Raw genomic sequence first — 16,609 nt, forward strand, 5'->3', positions numbered from 1 at the left:
ACGCGGAGTGTAAGCCGTAAACAGACTTTTCCTCATGTGCATTTATTTGTGGGGATGGATTGTGTAGATTCAAAATAGGATCACAAATGAAAATCGGCCAGCCAGGGTGGCACGGCCTGCGAAAGCGAATCGGGGAAAGGGATGCCTGTCTGCTTATCTTTATGCTGGCCTGCGGCTGGCTTCTCTTCTCTGGCGCAGCGTGCATTGGGCAATAGCTCTCCCCAATCACGGTCGTGATGTTATGCGGTGCTCATACTAAATGCTCTTAAGAATAAAGGAGAGGATTAAGGAATGTGTATTTTCAAGAAAATAATATTCCCTGAAGGAAGTTGAGTGTGGCTGGAAAAAATAGCGGTGGTACAAAACTTCATGAAATTGAGCCGCGGGAGAATGCTGGACGGGAAACTATTGCACGTTATCAAGCTCAGTTTCGCGGAGCGGCTTTCGAGTGCTTGTCTTTGTTGGAGGGTGAGGCGCTAGACCGAGTATACTGTGATTACCAGGACGATTTCGTTTCTCGCCTCAATGTAAGCGGGAACTATGTTTATAATTTCTTTCAGGTCAAAACCAAGGGTAAGTTGAATTACCAATGGTCTGTAAATGATGTCTTAGGGATAAGAAAAGGGGCTAAGACATGCGAGCCTTTCAAGATAACGGAAAGCTACCTTGGAAGGCTCCTCATCCACACTATCAGATTTGAAAAATCCTGTGGGAACGTCGTTTTTCTCACGAATGTTCATCTGAATGACGATTTAGAGGGGTTGCGCGATGCAATACAGGGTTGTGGCGATAACAGTTATTACAAGTTGTTGATTGAGAGTTTTAATGAAGCCCTAACCCCGGAAGCGCCAATAGAAGATCAGAAGATTATAGATCGCATTAAAAAGCTTCAGATTAAATCTAATATTCCCTATTTAAATCCGCACGATGATAGATTCTTCTCCGAGGCAAGAGAAACTATTTATCAATACAGCGAAATAGATTTACAGCGTTCAGAGTGCGAGGAAATACTTAATAGTCTTATATCTCTTGTTGAGCGAAAATCGTTTGGGAAGCTATTGGAGGAAATCGGAGAAGAGGAGCTTGATGATATAGCCGGTATTAGTCTTTCTGAAATGCTAGATATTTTGAGTATTTCCAAAGCAGCATATCAGAGCTTAAGAGATAGTGGCGACTCACAAGCGATCAAGAATGCCTCTATTATTCATAGGTTGATGAGTAAGGCCGGTGCGTCAGAGCGGATGATAGAGTTCGTGTCTGACTGTAAGGTTCGATGGGATATATGGTTTAGGGATAAGCGTCATACTATCCCTGATTTTGATCTGAATATTATTCTTGAAGAAATAGAAAGCAATGCTGCTGAGTGGGTTAGATCTGGAGAAAAACTGCCAATTCTTCGAAATAGAATTGATAATGTGTTGTCATCTTTGGATGATGACAACTTATCTTCCACTCTTAATCGTGAGCTTCTTCTTGGCGCTGTTTTCTCATTTCTAGTTAGGGGGGCTGCGTGATGGATTACGAAGAATTCTTTCAGGAAGCATCTGAAAAAGAAATTGGGCTGTCTCTAGATGAACTTGGCGGATCAGCAACTCATCGGCTAAGTAATGAGGCGCTTTTTCATCTCCCACTTCTGGCAATGACTATTCTATTGTTATCCAAAACGCGCCGCAAACCGAAGTCCGATGAGATAGGCCAGCTGATTGGTGAGTGTTTTGAGCGTACGTTCTCAGGATTTAAAGGTTCATCCCAGCACTTGGGATGGTCGGCAAATCTTAGGATGCGGACGGTCAAGGCACTAACCTTTCTTGAGACAGTAAGCCTTGTCGATGTAGACCGCCATGATTCCCGCATTAAAGCTACTGAGTTTGGGAGGAAGATCATATCAAAAGCATTAGACGTTCAATCAGACCTCAGTTATACACTTCAGGTGATCGAAAGGAATTATTTTGATTTGCAAATAGAAAAACAAATTGTAATGGACTTGGAATGAAACTGGTTGAATTAAAAATTTATCCTTCTGGGAGGGATGGCTGGGGTTCTAAGGATCTTGTTTTTGCTAGTGATATTACCCAGCTATATGGTCCGAACGGGGCAGGGAAAACGCCTGTCATTCATTCGATTGCCTACGCGCTTGGGTACCCTGTTCGATACAGGGACGATATTATGGCGAAATGTTCGTCAGTCAGGCTCACTGTAGAACATGAAGGGAGTTTGCTCACTTTCGATAGGTCTTTTTCTAATAGTTTTCACATAGAGGTATCAGAGCAAAGTTCTAACGAAAAGCATATCTTTTACAAAGAATATGAGGTTTCCGAGTACCTTTTTTTGCGACTCGGACTCTCGCCTATCGCGCTAACAAGCAATAAGAACGAGCCCGCTTATCCATATATATCGACATTTTTGCCCCTCTTTTACATAGATCAAGATGCTGGTTATACGAGTGCTTACAAGCCTCCAAGTAGTTTCATAAAAGACCAGTACGCCGAGATGATAAGATTGGGAATTGGAATTGCGCCAAAGCATTCGTTTGAGGCAAAGCGTTTACTTATAGAAAAGAAAAAAGATCTTGATTTGATAAATATTAAAATTGTTAACACTGAAGGGTTTATCCAAAAACTCGAAGAGGAGTCTGGTGTTGATAGTGTTTCCGTTGCAGAACTAGAAGATGAGCTGGAGCGGTTGAGATGTGAATTGGAAGAACTCCGTAATAGTTTCGATGCTACGAACGATGCAGATTATATTTTGAAAAGACTAATTCGTGATAAAAAAAATGAGCGGCTGAATCTCTCTGCTTCAATAAAAGATATAGAAAGTCGGATATCAGGGTTTAATAAGATAAAGGGAGAAATTGAAATAGAGATCAATACTTTGTCTCTTAATGAAGAGTCCCGTCGACTTTTTAGTTCTTTTAAGGAAGTTTGTGCCTCCCCAGGTTGTGGACTTTTCATCTCCAGCTCCGATTCCTACGGAAAAAATTTACTTTACCTTCGCGATCAAATAAAAGATTTAGATAGAAATAGCGGGTTTCAAAAGATCAGAGTGGAAGAATATTCATCTAGGTTAAGAAAAATTGATGAAGAAATCGCATCGCTCGAATCGAATTTTACAAAAGAAGGGAATGATTCGCAAACAGCCTCTTTGATATCGGCAATAAGTTCCTTGACGCGATCTATTATTGACCGGCAACACAAAAAAGAAGTAATGGGGAGGATTGAGTCCGAGAAAAAATGTTACGTACAGCTATTGAATAGGCGAAGAGGTCTTCAAGGCGATATTTCGTCTTTTGAAGGCGGCGCTAGATCGAGCGATATAAGAATTTTCGAATTCAAAAATGCCTATCGCAAGAAGATCATTGAATGGCTGGATGTGCTTAGTACCAAAAATGTTTCTAGAAACATTGCTGTAGATGCTGATTTTAATGTTATTTTTGGAAGGGAGAAATTATCACAATTCAGCGGCAGTACCCTTTTGCGAACAGTTCTTGCTCTCAGAGCTGCCTTCTTTGAGCTGTTCATTTCTATGGGGTGTGCCTCTATTGAATTTTTGATATTTGATACGCCGCGGCAGCATGATATCGAAACTAAAGATTTTGCAGCATTTATCACTAGGTTAAAAAAAATCTGTAAAGATAATCGAGCCCAAATTGTTTTCTCTACTACAGAGTATCATTACAACGCAGCAGAGGGTGACATTGAATGGAAGCCTGAGTTTCCTGGCTTTGAACAGCCAATGTATTTAGGTGTAATTGGTGGTGCCTGGCCAGAATAAGTGACGAAGGGGGGCGCAGGTTCGCGAAAACGTGAGGGTCAGGTCTTTCCCCGTGCGCTTCTGGTCCTTATCGGTCGATATATCTAAATAATGCCCTTGCTTCCAGCGAAGACAAGGGCATTTTTTTAACGTTCAACTCAGCGCTTAATTGCCGCTTCCATAAACGGTGGCATTACCAACGCCCCTTTATGAATCGCCGCTGAATAGTAGCGGGTATCAAACCCTTTGCCGGTGGCATCGGCTTCGCGGAAGCGGCTCACGTCGGTGTTCTTGCCCGCCAGGGTGCAGCTCCACCAGCCGCTGGGGTACACCGGCTGCGGGAAGGGCAGGGTTTGGGTGGTGGTGAAGCCCGCTTCGCGCATGTTGGTATGCAGGTCTTTAATGATGGTGTCGCTGTGCAGCAGCGGGGATTCAGATTGCTGCACGATGATGCCGCCGTCGGCCAGCACGCGGTGGCAATCGCGGAAGAAGTCGGCTTTGAACAAACCTTCCGCCGGGCCCACCGGGTCAGTGGAATCGACGATGATCACGTCCACGCTGCCGTCTTCACAGTTGCGCATGTATTGCACGCCATCTTCGAACAATAGCTCGGCACGGCTGTCATCGTTGGACTCGCACAATTCTGGGAAGTATTTCTCGGAATAGCGGGTGACCATTTCGTCGATGTCGATCTGGGTGGCTTTTTCCACGCTCGGATGGCGCAGCACTTCACGCAGGGTGCCGCAGTCGCCGCCACCAATAATGATGACACGCTTTGGGCTGGCATGGCTGAACAGTACCGGGTGCGACATCATCTCGTGGTAGAGAAAGTTGTCGCGGGTGGAAAGCATGGTGGCGCCATCGATGGTCATCAGGTAACCGAAGGTGTCGGTTTCCCACATCTCAATGTGCTGGTACTCGGTTTGTACTTCTTCCAGTTTTTGTTTCAGGCGCAGGCCGAAGGCGGTGCCAGCGGAGTCGAAGTGCTCGTAAAACCAGTTTTTTGTGGTGCTGCTCATGGGCGATTCCGGTGGCTGGGAGCGGGCGGGCTCCGTGGTGGACAATAGGGGCGATTGTAAGACCAGAACGGCTCCTGTGAAAGCATGAAAAATGGGTGCTAGCGCGGCCTTCCGGCAGGCATAATGGCGACCATTAACCGCATGATGGCCTGCCCGCGTGTTGCGTGCAGGCGTTTTTTCAGGACCCGCAATGACCGATAACTCTCCCGTACCCGCCAGCGATATCTATAACGTGGATCGTTGGGGCGACAGTTACTTCCGTATCGACGGCCAGGGCCAGCTGTGTGTGCGCCCCAATGGCGAGCAAGGCGGCCAAGCCACGCTGGAAGCGGTGCTGGAAAGCTGCCGGGCGGCTGGCCTGCGGGCGCCGGTGCTGGCGCGCTTCTCTGGCATTTTGCGCCAACGGGTGAAGCTGCTGGCGGGCGCCTTTCGGGAGGCTATCGAGGGGCACCAGTATCAGGGTGACTACACGCCGGTGTACCCGATTAAGGTGAACCAGCAGCGCCGGGTGGTGCACGAAATCCTCCGTGCCCGCGATGACGGCGAGCGGGTAGGGCTGGAAGCCGGTTCCAAGCCCGAGCTGTTGGCAGTGCTGGCATTGTCTAACCCCGGCGACACCATTGTCTGCAATGGCTACAAGGATGCGGAATACCTGCGTTTGGCGTTGATGGGCGAAAAGCTGGGGTTCCATGTGCAGATCGTGGTGGAAAAAACCTCCGAGCTGCCGGCGCTGCTGGCACTGGCCGATGAACTGGGGGTGTCGCCGCGCATTGGCCTGCGGGTGCGGCTGATGAGTATCAGCAAGGGTAACTGGCAGAACACCGGCGGTGAAAAATCCAAGTTTGGTTTGAGTGCGCCGCAGCTGATGGCGGCCATTGAGCATTGCCGCGCCGCCGGGCGGCTGGACTGCGTGAAGCTGCTGCATTTTCACTTGGGCTCCCAGGTGGCCAATATTCAGGACATTAAAGCGGGCATGCGCGAAGCGGCCCGTTACTACACCGAGATGCGCGCCTTGGGCGCGGCGGTGGAAACCGTGGATGTGGGCGGCGGCCTGGGGGTGGACTATGAAGGCACCCATTCTCGTTCTTACTGCTCCATGAATTATGGGGTGGCCGATTACGCCCGCCATATTGTGCAGACCCTGCAACAGCAATGTGCGGAGCACGGCGTGCCGGAGCCGCATATTATTTCCGAATCCGGCCGCGCGCTGACCGCCCACCATGCAGTGTTGCTGGTGAATATCACCGATCAGGAACAGATGGCGCCGGTGGCGGTGGATGCACCCACCGAGCATGATGCGCCGGAGCTGCAGCAGCTGTGGGGCCTGCAACAGGTGTTGGCCGGCGAGCCGGGCAACCTGCTGGAACGCTTCTCGGAAGTGGCCGGCGCCTGGCAGGATATTCACCAGCGCTATATTGCAGGCGAGTTAGGGCTGGCGGCGCGGGCGCGGGGCGAGCAGTTATACATCAACTGCCTGCTGGCGTTGCGTGGCCGCCTGAATCCGTTGCGCAAACAGCAGCGGGCGCTGCTGGATAGCCTTAACGAAACCCTGGCGGACAAGTTGTTCGTGAATTTCTCAGTGTTCCAATCGGTGCCGGATGTGTGGGGCATTAATCAAGTGTTCCCTGTGTTGCCGCTCTCCGGTTTGGATAAACCGGCGACCCGCCGTGCGGTGATTCAGGACATTACCTGTGATTCCGATGGCCGCATCGACCAGTTTGTGGATGGTGAAGGGGTGGAAGCCACCCTGCCGCTGCCGGAACAGCTCAACGGCCACCTGGGCATTTTTATGGTGGGCGCTTACCAGGAAATCCTTGGCGACATGCATAACTTGTTCGGGGATACGGATTCCGTGGATGTGGATGTGGATGCGCAGGGCAATATCGTGCTGGACCACGCCATTCAAGGCGATACGGTGAGCTCGGTGTTACGCTACGTGAATTACGACCCGGACCGGCTGTTGGCGTCTTTGGAGCAGCATTGTCGCCAAGCGCATTTAAGCGCAGCGGAACAAGATGGCTTCATCGAACTGGTACGCGAAGGGTTGGGCGGGTATACCTATTTGGAATGATTGAGTTGAACGGTCAACTCATTACTGATTCTCAGCCAGCAAGGAGACCACCATGCGTTATGAACTCTGTGCCAGCCAAGATTTACCGGAAGGACAAAGCCGCGCCATGAAGGCGGGGGACACCAAGCTGGTGGTGTACCACCTGAGTGATGGCTTCTATGCCACTCAGGCCCGTTGTAGCCATATGTTTGTGTCGCTGGGCAAAGGCAAAATTCTTAAAGATCAGTGTGTGCAGTGCCCGCTGCACCGGGCCAAGTTTGATATCCGCACCGGTGCCGTCACCGAGTGGGCGAACTTCCCGCCGGGGGTGCAAATACTGAATGTGGTGCGGGGTGAGAAAGCCCTGGAAACTTGGCCGGTAACGGAAGAAGGCGGCCAGCTGTACGTGGAGATCTAATGGCAAATCGGAGCAAGGCGCAGCAGCAAGCCGCGCTGGAGCGGTTGGAAAAATTCAGCCGCTTCACTGACAGCAGTATTGGCATTCCCTTCACCAAGTTTCAAATTGGCGCCGAGGCGATTATTGGTTTGGTGCCGATAGTCGGTGATGCGGCAGGCCTAGTGCTTGGCAGCTATGTGCTGGTGGAGGCCCAGCGGGCCGGCGCCAGTAAGGGCGTGAAGCTGCGTATGCTGCGCAACATGGGCATCGACTTCTTGGGTGGCTTGCTGCCGGTGGTAGGCGATGCCTTTGATGCGATTTACAAAGCCAATACCCGTAACACCCAGCTGCTGAGAAACTACCTGGAAAAGCAGCTGGAAGTGGAGCCGCCGCCACCGCCGTTCCCGTGGTGGACACTGGTCTGGCTGACGGTGCTATTTGCCGTGATTACTGGCGGTCTGACCCTGATTTTGTGATCGATAACCGGCGCGCCTGCGCCGGTTTTTTTGCGCTGCCTGGTGCGCTAATAGCGGCGGTGCTGCTGCATAATCAGGCGACCTGAAACTGCCTTGTTTGTTTGCGCTTACTATCTATGAGAGCCTTTAAAGTCGCGCTTTCCTCTTTCGTCGCTCTTCTCTGGCTGGGCCGGGCCTTAGCGGCATAACAATCCGAATTGAACCCGAACAAGCATTCGCTTTATCGTGCCATTAATTCATTCGCGCCGAAAACCGGGGAAACCCCCCGCAGGCCTCCCGCTGGCATATGAATTCCACTTTGTATGTTAGGGGGCTCGATGCTGTTTTTTACGATGCCGCGCTTGCCACTGTGTACTTTAAGGCGCGGAATCTGATTAAGGCATGGGTGCCGACACTGCGAGCGTGATGTTGCCGGTGCGCCTGTTTAATCGAGCGTGTCGCCATAACCTGTTGAGATAATCGTAATGATGAATTTTTTGAAGCAGCGTTTTATCAAGCCCAGTAAAAATGCCTATGCGGTGGTGACCGGCGCCGGTAGTGGTATCGGTCGCAGCTTTGCACTGGAGCTGGGCAAGCGCGGTGGCGCGGTGGTCTGTGCCGATGTGAATCTGAAGGCTGCCGAAGAAACGGTGGCGTTACTGAACGCGCAGGGCGCGAAGGGGTTTGCCGTTCACTGTGACGTGGGCGATGCCAAGCAGGTCGCTGCCTTGGCCGAAAAATCCGCAGCGTTGCTGGGGCACCCGGTAACCCTGGTCGTCAACAACGCCGGCGTTGGTCTGGGGGGCAAGTTCGATGAGCTGAGCCTGGAAGACTGGCAGTGGTGCATGCATGTGAATCTGTGGGGCGTGATCAACGGGTGCCATTATTTTGTACCCGGTTTCAAGACGCAGGGGCACGGCGCCATTATCAATGTGGCGTCTGCGGCGTCGTACACAGCGGCGCCAGAAATGAGCGCCTATAACGTGAGCAAGGCAGGGGTACGTGCCCTGTCTGAAACCCTGTTTTCGGAATTGGCCAAGGATAATATTCGGGTGAATGTGCTGTGCCCGACACTGGTGCCCACCAATATTATTAAGAATGGCCGTATCCCCGACCGGTACGCCAAGCTGGCGGATCATGCGCTAATGAACTACGCCATGACCACCAGTGAGAGCGTGGCCAAGCTGACCCTGAACCGCCTGGATAAGGGCGAGCTGTACACCACCCCCCAGGTGGACGCCAAACTGTTTTGGATAATGAAGCGGGCGTCGCCCCGTCTTTACGCCAAGTTCATGAGTTTCTCTTACCGCTTTGTTCGCACCAAGGAGGCATAACATGGCCGCAGCAAAAAAAACCAAACCCTCAGCGGCCAAGGGCCCTGCGGAAAAAATTTATGATTCGTTTATTGTCGGTGCCGGTATCTCCGGTATTGCCGCCGCGATCAAGCTGAAGAAAGAAGGCTATAACAATTTCAAAATCATCGAGCGAGCGGACCGAGTGGGGGGCACCTGGCGGGAAAATACCTACCCCGGCTGTGGTTGTGATGTTCCGTCATCGTTGTATTCCTATTCATTTGCGTTGAGCAGCAAGTGGAGCCACCTGTTTGCTAAGCAGCCTGAAATTCTCAGCTACTTGGAAGAGGTGAGTGACAATTTTGATATTACGCCGCTGATTGAATTCAATACGAATTTGCAGAGCGCGACCTGGGATGAAAGTCGTTACCTTTGGGTGTTGGGAACCTCTAACGGAGAGCACTTGGCGCGGACGGTGGTTTTTGCCACCGGGCCGATTACCGAATCCAAGACCCCTGTGCTCCCTGGGCTGGAAAGCTTCAGCGGGGAAATGTTCCATTCCGCCAAGTGGAACCACGATTACGACCTGACCGGGAAACGGGTGGCGGTGATCGGCACTGGCGCGTCAGCCATTCAATTCGTGCCGCAGATTCAGCCCAAGGTGAAAGAGTTGTTTGTGTTCCAGCGCACGGCGCCTTGGGTGCTGCCCAAGCCGGACCTGCCACTGGGGGATAGAGTCAAACAGACGATTGAAGTGCTGCCGGTGATTCAGCGTGGCTGGCGCAATGCGGTGTCCAGATCGCTGAATGTGATTAACTTTGGCCTGCGTAACCCTAAGGTGTTGAGGCCCATTAGTACTGCAGCAAAACAGCTGCTACGGCTACAGATTAGTGACAAGGCCTTGCGCAAGGCGGTAACGCCGGACTTTACCCTGGGCTGCAAGCGCGTGCTGTTCGCCAATGATTACTACCCGGCTTTGCAGGCAGACAATACCCACCTGATTCCCCACGGGTTGGTAGAAGTGGATGGCAATACTGTGGTCGCGGCCAACGGTGAACGCCATGAAGTGGATGTGATTATCTGGGGTACCGGCTTTGAAGTGTCGCACCCGCCGATTGGCAGCAAGGTGGTGAATGCCAATGGTGATCGCCTGTCGGACCTTTGGAAAGACACGTCGCCGGAAGCGTATCTGGGCGCGGCCTTGGAAAATACGCCCAATGCGTTTTTGGTGCTGGGCCCTAACGTTTTGGTCTACGACTCCTTTATCGGGCTGGCCGAGGCGCAGCTGGATTACATTATCGATGGCCTGAAAAAAGTGAAGGACAACGATATTGGCAAAATTTCCATTCGCTCTGATGTGCTCAGACAGCATAACGCCAAGGTGCAAAAACACCTGAAAAGTACGGTGTTTAATAGTGGTGGCTGCAAGAGCTATTACCTGGACCAGAACGGCCGCAACTTCGCGGCCTGGCCTTGGTCATTGGCCGAATTGAAGCGACGGCTGAGTGTGTTTGATCTTGATGATTATGACGTGACGTACCGCAATGAAGCGGTGTTGAGCAAGGTGTCCTGAATACGGTACGGATAAATAAAAGCGCACGGTTTTAGGGCCGTGCGTTTTTTTTGCCAAAACGATTCTCGGTGTGGAGTCGGATGACGGCCTTCGGCCTAATTCGACATACCGATGAACCGTGCGGTTTTGTAAGTTGAATTCGCTTGAAAGGCGTAACACGAGAGCCTGAGCGACTCTCTTAATGCATGGCCTGGCTGAGCTGCTCCAGGTACTGGCGCATGTCACTGCGCAGCGGCTCATCCAACTGCTCGGTTTGCTGCTGCATGTGATGTAACCATTGGCCTTGCTGATCGTTGTGGCGCCACTGGTGGTAGCAGTATGCCTGTAGCACAAAGGCCTGCAGGAAAGCGGGCTTTTCCATGTCTTCTTCGTTGGCCAGCGCAATGCGCGGGAAGTGTTGGTGGAGCTTATTGGCGAAGGCGCCGGAGGCTATGCCGATTTGTTGGCCTTGGGGGTTATGTACCGGGGTGTTCAGGTAACCACAACTGGGCGAGCGCGCTTTGAGGACGAAACCACTCAAGGGTTGTTGCAGTGTGGCCGCCACGTTTTCCAGTGCGTCGGTCACATCCTGCTGGGGCTGATCGACTCCCCGAACCCGCAGGCGGCCCTCCAGTTGCACCACCTGAATAGGGGGGCGCGGTACGGGCAGGCCAATGGCCACCTCCGGGCAGGTTTCCCGAAAGCGTAACCAGGGCGCCAGCTGGTGGATCACAATGGCATTGTGTTTGTGGTCGCCGTCGTAGCGTACCTTTTGCCCGGTGAGGCAGGCACTAACGCCTATGATGGGTTTTTGCCACTCCTGCTGCGGCAGGTCGAAGCCCATTTTTTCCAATAAATCCGTTAGCATGGCAGGCCTCCCTTCTTCCCCAACGGTGACAGGTTATGCAAGGCGTTTTTCTGGATACCGATACCCTGGTTCCCAGTGAGCTGGACTTCAGCACCTTCGACACTTTGTTGTCGTGGGCGTGCTACCCGCAGACCCGTGCCGACCAGTGTGCGGCTAGGCTGGAAGGTGCGCAGGTGGTGGTGACCAACAAGGTCGTTTTGGATGCCGCCACGCTGAAAGCCTGTCCTTCCCTTAAGCTTATCTGCATTTGCGCCACCGGTACCAATAATGTGGATTTGGCTGCGGCCTCTGCCCTGGGCATCACGGTTTGCAATGTGACGGGCTATGCGCGCGCCTCGGTGGCACAGCATACGATGGCCCTGCTGTTGTCGCTGGCGGCTCGGCTGGTTCCCTACGATGAAGCGGTGCGTAGCGGGGAGTGGAGCCGTGCCTCGCAGTTCTGCCTGCTTGACCATCCAATGATGGAGCTGTCGGGTAAAACGTTCGGGGTTATCGGTTATGGCGATTTGGGCCGCGAAGTTGCCCGGCTGGCAAAGGCGTTTGGCATGCAGGTGCTGGTTGCCGAATCGTTTCAGGCCCAGGGCAATCAGCCCGGCCGGGTACCGATGGCGGAGCTGTTGCCGGCGGCGGATGTGATTAGCCTGCATTGCCCGCTAACAGCGCAGACCGACAAGCTAGTGGACGCGGCGTTTTTGTCGCAGATGAAACCCGGCGCAGTGTTGTTAAACACCGCCCGCGGCGGGTTGATTGATGAGCCTGCATTGGCGCAAGCGTTGCGCAGTGGGCAACTTGGCGGGGCCGGGTTGGATGTGCTCAGCAGCGAGCCGCCTTCGATGGCGCATCCGTTGCTGGCGGACGGTATCCCCAACCTGTTGATTACCCCCCACAATGCCTGGGGCACCCGCGAATCCCGGCAACGGTTGCTCAATGGTGTGGTGGAGAATATTCGCCAATGGCAGGCGGGTACGCCAATGAACGTGGTGTGTTGATCTGTCGCTGATCCCCGCAGCCTCGGCATGGATGCCACTGACGGCACCGATAAGTACAATGGTTTGGCCTTTAGGTTTTATGCATGCCTGTGAATGCTGTGCGGTCAAAATACAGTCTGTCGTGTTCAGCATTAGGCGCTAGGGTCTAAGGCCTGCGCGGGCTTTCAGGCCGGCCATGCAAAAGGCTTTTTAACCGCCAGCGAGGGAACGACGATGTGGAAACAGAGCAACATCACTCTCACCGCTAAACGGCGTGGCTGCCATTTGGTGACCCGTGAAGTGTTGGAGCAGCTGCCGGAGTTGGCTGAGCTAGAGATAGGCTTGCTGCACCTGTTTATTCAGCACACTTCTGCATCGCTCACCGTGAATGAAAATGCGGACCCGGATGTGCGCGGTGATCTTGAGCGGCACCTGAATGTAATGGTGCCGGAGAACGCGCCGTATTATGAGCACACTCTGGAAGGGCCGGATGTACGGGTTATATAGACACGGATTATCGTACCGGGTTATGTAGTGGCTATATGGACATCAGGTTTTCCAGTCAATCAGCTCTCTTACAGGCACATCATACATATCTTCAGTGAGCTGGTTCTGAAGGCTCTCATCATCCAGATACTTAGCCAGTTTCGTTGCGACACTAGCAGGGTGGCGTTTTAGCTCTTCGGCCATTTGCCTGCATGTACAGGCCAGTTCAATCATGTCGTACAGCACCTCTTCATCATCTTTAGACCAGGTCTTGCCAAAATTTAATGGTAAATCAAGTTCCTCAGTCAGGTATCGGTGATAGAAATCTGATAGTTCACCCATGAAGATTGCTGATACTGCACCGTTTGATGAGATCTTCTGGTATCGCCCAGACCGAGGCCACAGGAACCATTGACGGCCTTTGTAATAGAGCAGGTACTTGTATTTGCTGACTTTTCTAAATCTAAGTCCTGGGTGATTCAGGATTCTTTCCAGTTGATTTTGTTGCTTACTGCTCCACATACGCTCATCCCCTTTTTCTTATGATTGGTTAAGCGTACCGCAAAAAACCGGAAAATGAGCGATATATCCCGTGGTGATATATTCACTACTTGGTGATAGTTCTGTTTTTTGAACAGAGCAATCATGAAAGATCCACGTTTAGTCGCATTTGGGGAAAGAGTGCGTCATATAAGAAAAGATAAGGGACTGTCGCAGGAAGCATTGGCTGATCTGGCTGGGATCGACCGCAGTTATATGGGGCACATTGAGCGTGGTGATCAGAATGTCACTCTTACAAAAATACATCAAATTGCTGATGCCCTGGGAGTGTCTTTAACTATGCTCTTTTCGGAGTGATTAGTTCACGCCCGAAACTAGAATGTTGAGATAATCGTTTGTACATTTTTTCCGGAGCGATTCTTATCGCTTGTCCAAGCAACAGTCCTGTTCATTGACTTTAATCGACTGATCAATGTCTCAATTTCATCGGCATTTCCATCTGCATATAAGTACAGTTTTCGAAGCGTCTTTTCTCTGGGTTTCTTGTTTTTAGGTAATTGGACATCACCTATTAGAATCGTTTTATCTCCCTCTTCGATAACATCCGATGGAATATGTGAACTAACTTCTGACCACGATTTTCTCAGGACATTTACCTTGTCTGATAATTTTATTACGGACGGTATTGATAGGTTTAGTGCATTAAAGAAGTTTTCGAAGATAAATTTTTTGTTTGATTGGCTATCCTCAAGCAGAAGCTCTCGCATGAATAGTTCTTTCATCCATTCGTCAATATATATGTCAAACTGGCCTTTTAAATGATTGCCATAGAGTTTCAGTTTAAGCATCCTCTGGATGTTTTTCATGAAAATATATATAACGTCTTTCGTAGAATCATCTTCATAGTCGAAGAACATCATAAAAAGAAAGAGGCCTTTTCCATTTCTTAATTCAAATGCAAGTGTTGGTTCATTTCTCGCAATCGATTCATTAAAAATATTGCTGATACCGTTTAAAGAAAACTTGTCTGCCATTTTTCTCTGCCTGCTTCTATTTAGTTGTTTAGCTTTTACTGGTTATTAAGGTGGCCATCCCATCCAGTCGTTCTTTCGTCTTTTCCCACTTTGGCATTACCTGGCCCATTAGCCGGTAGAACCGCTCGCTGTGGTTATGCTCGGCTATGTGACAAAGCTCGTGCAAAATCACGTAGTCAATACACTCACGAGGCGCTTTTACCAGGTGAGGATTCAGTGTAATCCGCCCATTCGGTGAGCAACTGCCCCATTGGGTTTGCATGGTCAGTATGCGCAGCGGTGGCCGTTCTTCTACCCAAAGGGCTTGCTCCAGCATGGCATCGAGCCGCTTGGCGAAGGTTTCCTTGGCCCGCGCTTTGTACCAGTCTGTTAGTAGCTCTTTAACCTTGTCAGCGGACTTTGTTCTTACCGAAACTTCCAACTTACCGCGTAGCAGTTTCACGCCTTGAACCTGCTCTGGTGCTTCAATCACTTTCAGCAGGTACTGTTTCCCAAGGTAGTAATGGCTTTCACCACTGATGTATTGCCGAGGGGTGGTGAATTCAAGTTGTTTGCGGAAGTCCCTAAGCTGCTCGTATATCCAACGCCCACGCTTTTTAACAGCAGAAAGAACCGCATCGTTGTCGGCATCTTCGGGACTCGACACGATTACCCTGCAATCTGGATGAACTTTGATTAGTATTCTATTTGAGGCTGATCTTCTCGTTACTCGTTCGAACGGGATAAGATGATCGCCGTAGCGGAATTCAAAGCGCGTTGAATCAGTCATCTTCAAACATGTCTCTTACATTTGAAGCAGATACTTTGTTCGGGCGTGCATCAATTAATACGAAGCCTTTGTCCTCTTTTAGTTTTAACTCCCTCATAACCTTGCTGACGGATTCAAGCTCGGAATCGCTGAAAAAGAGAATGACTTTAATTGACTGATGGGTGCAGTTTGCAGCCTCATAAATCTCAACTTGGTGTTTCAGGTTTTGTTTTAGTTTTTTGTTTGAAGCCAGCTTAAACTCAACGAGAGATTTATCTTTGCTCCCGTTTGATATTTTGAAATCAACGGGCCCTCGACCATTATTAACTTCTGCATTTACATCATATTTACTGGCAAACCATGTAAGCTTGAATAGGAGCTGAAGGTCTTGCTCTCGCTTTATTGGATTTCCTTTTACATAGAAAAACCTGTAGCCATCATTGTTCTCTACCATCTGCTTTAGAAAGAGAACACGCTGATACGCTTCGTCTAAGGAATTTGATGGTTGATCATAAAACGTCGTATCTTTTTCTAGACTGCTCACGAGCTCTTTAACTTTTTGAATGAACAGGTACTCTGTCTCATTTACCTTTAGCTCGCTAAGCTTAACAGCCTTGTCACCATTCTCTTCTTTAAGTTTTATAAAATAGTCAATATATTGAGGGAATTTTATGATCGTGCTTACGACGGCTTTGTCAAACTCTTTTTTATCAGGATTTTCAGGAAGCATCCTGGCTAGGTAGTCATTCAACTGAGCTCTTAATTGGTCATTTGGAATACTTTCGAGTACACCTCTAAAATCACCAATCATATCGGACTTGTTAATCCAGTTTTCATCTTTTGTGAGGATGTCTTTCGGAGTCAAAAGCACATAATCATGTTGGAATGTTGGTAGCGTATAGGTTTTCGCCATCCATGATCTTGTCTTGTAGTTAAACTCGACTTTATCAACAAGATGATTAGATAAAAACTTAGCATCAATATGCTCTAGGGCGAATGCTTGAGTGTAATCAAGTAAAAACTTTTTGATAAGATTGGTTGTGAAGTCGCTTATATTATCTCTTCCAACGCCATCTTTGATTAAGCAAAGCTTCTCAAGGTGACTACCGTTGGTAATCTCTTCAGTGCCAAAATTCGTAAATACAGTGTTCAGGTTTTCGTTAAGAGACTTTGCAAACTTCTGGCCAAGACCACTTCCACCATTGCCAATTTTGCTGTATCCAAACCATGTTTGTTTTACTTCTGGGAATAAGAACCATGCTTTTATTAAGCCTTTACTAATCCCTTCTTTTTCAGAACGGTCGCGCAAAAATGCAACATATTGGATGATGTCATCATGTAGTTTCTGATATTCCGGTTTGTCGCTATTAAATAAGAGGAATGGGTCAATGAAAAGGGGAAGGTCATTGATTAATGAAGGATCAAATCCGCCATATTCCTCTAGTTCTTTGGGCGAAACTTCGAAAAAATCAGAAAAATAAATTTTCAT

16 protein-coding genes and 1 pseudogene are annotated in these 16,609 nt (G+C 49.9%); 11 read left to right on the forward strand and 6 right to left on the reverse strand.

Annotated elements, in window-relative coordinates; all coding sequences use genetic code 11:
• The first annotated feature begins 335 nt into the window (after positions 1-335).
• The 3 genes from Y017_RS14275 to Y017_RS14285 are packed head-to-tail and all read left to right on the forward strand — an operon-like array spanning position 336 to position 3,771.
• A complete protein-coding gene (locus Y017_RS14275) occupies positions 336-1,514 on the forward strand; it encodes a dsDNA nuclease domain-containing protein (RefSeq protein ID WP_035461660.1) in 1,179 nt (392 codons plus the stop codon).
• Complete coding sequence (locus tag Y017_RS14280) at positions 1,511-1,993, forward strand: hypothetical protein (protein ID WP_197017577.1); 483 nt, start codon at positions 1,511-1,513, stop codon at positions 1,991-1,993. Before Y017_RS14275 ends, Y017_RS14280 begins: the two co-directional genes overlap by 4 nt.
• Positions 1,990-3,771 (forward strand): AAA family ATPase, encoded by a 1,782-nt coding sequence (locus Y017_RS14285; protein WP_035461663.1) that lies wholly within the window; start codon positions 1,990-1,992, stop codon positions 3,769-3,771. Before Y017_RS14280 ends, Y017_RS14285 begins: the two co-directional genes overlap by 4 nt.
• 137 nt (positions 3,772-3,908) lie before the next feature.
• On the opposite strand, the gene speE is transcribed toward Y017_RS14285, so the two are convergent.
• The gene (gene speE, locus Y017_RS14290) at positions 3,909-4,769 is read right to left on the reverse strand and encodes a polyamine aminopropyltransferase (RefSeq protein WP_011589673.1); all 861 of its coding nucleotides are present in this window, start codon (positions 4,767-4,769) and stop codon (positions 3,909-3,911) included.
• Between the two features lie 190 nt (positions 4,770-4,959).
• On the opposite strand from speE, the gene speA reads away from it, so the two are divergent.
• The 5 genes from speA (at position 4,960) to Y017_RS14315 (ending at position 10,536) form a co-directional block, all read left to right on the forward strand.
• Entirely contained in the window at positions 4,960-6,840 is a 1,881-nt protein-coding gene (gene speA / locus Y017_RS14295; RefSeq protein ID WP_035461665.1) for a biosynthetic arginine decarboxylase, read from the forward strand.
• Positions 6,841-6,892: 52 nt separating this feature from the next.
• Complete coding sequence (locus Y017_RS14300) at positions 6,893-7,237, forward strand: Rieske 2Fe-2S domain-containing protein (protein ID WP_011589671.1); 345 nt, start codon at positions 6,893-6,895, stop codon at positions 7,235-7,237.
• Positions 7,237-7,692 (forward strand): DUF4112 domain-containing protein, encoded by a 456-nt coding sequence (locus Y017_RS14305; protein ID WP_011589669.1) that lies wholly within the window; start codon positions 7,237-7,239, stop codon positions 7,690-7,692. Before Y017_RS14300 ends, Y017_RS14305 begins: the two co-directional genes overlap by 1 nt.
• 464 nt (positions 7,693-8,156) lie before the next feature.
• Positions 8,157-9,005, forward strand: a complete 849-nt coding sequence (locus Y017_RS14310) for an SDR family NAD(P)-dependent oxidoreductase (protein ID WP_035461667.1) — start codon at positions 8,157-8,159, stop codon at positions 9,003-9,005.
• A gap of 1 nt (position 9,006) precedes the next feature.
• Positions 9,007-10,536: an NAD(P)/FAD-dependent oxidoreductase gene (locus Y017_RS14315; protein WP_035461669.1), complete on the forward strand. Its 1,530-nt coding sequence runs from the start codon at positions 9,007-9,009 to the stop codon at positions 10,534-10,536.
• Positions 10,537-10,714: 178 nt separating this feature from the next.
• Here the strand turns inward: Y017_RS14315 and Y017_RS14320 are convergent, their stop codons facing one another.
• Positions 10,715-11,383, reverse strand: coding sequence for a DUF523 domain-containing protein (locus Y017_RS14320; RefSeq protein ID WP_035461671.1), 669 nt, complete (start codon positions 11,381-11,383; stop codon positions 10,715-10,717).
• Between the two features lie 35 nt (positions 11,384-11,418).
• On the opposite strand from Y017_RS14320, the gene Y017_RS14325 reads away from it, so the two are divergent.
• A complete protein-coding gene (locus Y017_RS14325) occupies positions 11,419-12,372 on the forward strand; it encodes a 2-hydroxyacid dehydrogenase (RefSeq protein ID WP_035461673.1) in 954 nt (317 codons plus the stop codon).
• Positions 12,373-12,585: 213 nt separating this feature from the next.
• A pseudogene (locus Y017_RS14330) lies at positions 12,586-12,843 on the forward strand (secondary thiamine-phosphate synthase enzyme YjbQ); the annotation flags it as partial.
• Between the two features lie 57 nt (positions 12,844-12,900).
• Here the strand turns inward: Y017_RS14330 and Y017_RS15355 are convergent.
• Positions 12,901-13,359, reverse strand: a complete 459-nt coding sequence (locus Y017_RS15355) for a hypothetical protein (protein WP_197017578.1) — start codon at positions 13,357-13,359, stop codon at positions 12,901-12,903.
• 123 nt (positions 13,360-13,482) lie between these two features.
• On the opposite strand from Y017_RS15355, the gene Y017_RS14340 reads away from it, so the two are divergent.
• Positions 13,483-13,695, forward strand: a complete 213-nt coding sequence (locus tag Y017_RS14340) for a helix-turn-helix domain-containing protein (RefSeq protein WP_035461677.1) — start codon at positions 13,483-13,485, stop codon at positions 13,693-13,695.
• A 17-nt stretch (positions 13,696-13,712) separates the two neighbouring features.
• On the opposite strand, the gene Y017_RS14345 is transcribed toward Y017_RS14340, so the two are convergent.
• From Y017_RS14345 to Y017_RS14355, 3 genes are read right to left on the reverse strand one after another with little or no spacing between them, the layout of a single operon-like run.
• On the reverse strand, positions 13,713-14,372 hold the full coding sequence (locus Y017_RS14345; RefSeq protein ID WP_035461679.1) for a hypothetical protein: 660 nt from the start codon (positions 14,370-14,372) through the stop codon (positions 13,713-13,715).
• 28 nt (positions 14,373-14,400) lie between these two features.
• On the reverse strand, positions 14,401-15,141 hold the full coding sequence (locus tag Y017_RS14350; protein ID WP_035461681.1) for a M48 family metallopeptidase: 741 nt from the start codon (positions 15,139-15,141) through the stop codon (positions 14,401-14,403).
• The gene (locus Y017_RS14355; RefSeq protein WP_035461683.1) at positions 15,134-16,609 is read right to left on the reverse strand and encodes a hypothetical protein; all 1,476 of its coding nucleotides are present in this window, start codon (positions 16,607-16,609) and stop codon (positions 15,134-15,136) included. Before Y017_RS14355 ends, Y017_RS14350 begins: the two co-directional genes overlap by 8 nt.

Source organism: Alcanivorax sp. 97CO-5, from assembly GCF_000524665.1.
GTDB classification, from domain to species: Bacteria; Pseudomonadota; Gammaproteobacteria; order Pseudomonadales; family Alcanivoracaceae; genus Alcanivorax; species Alcanivorax borkumensis.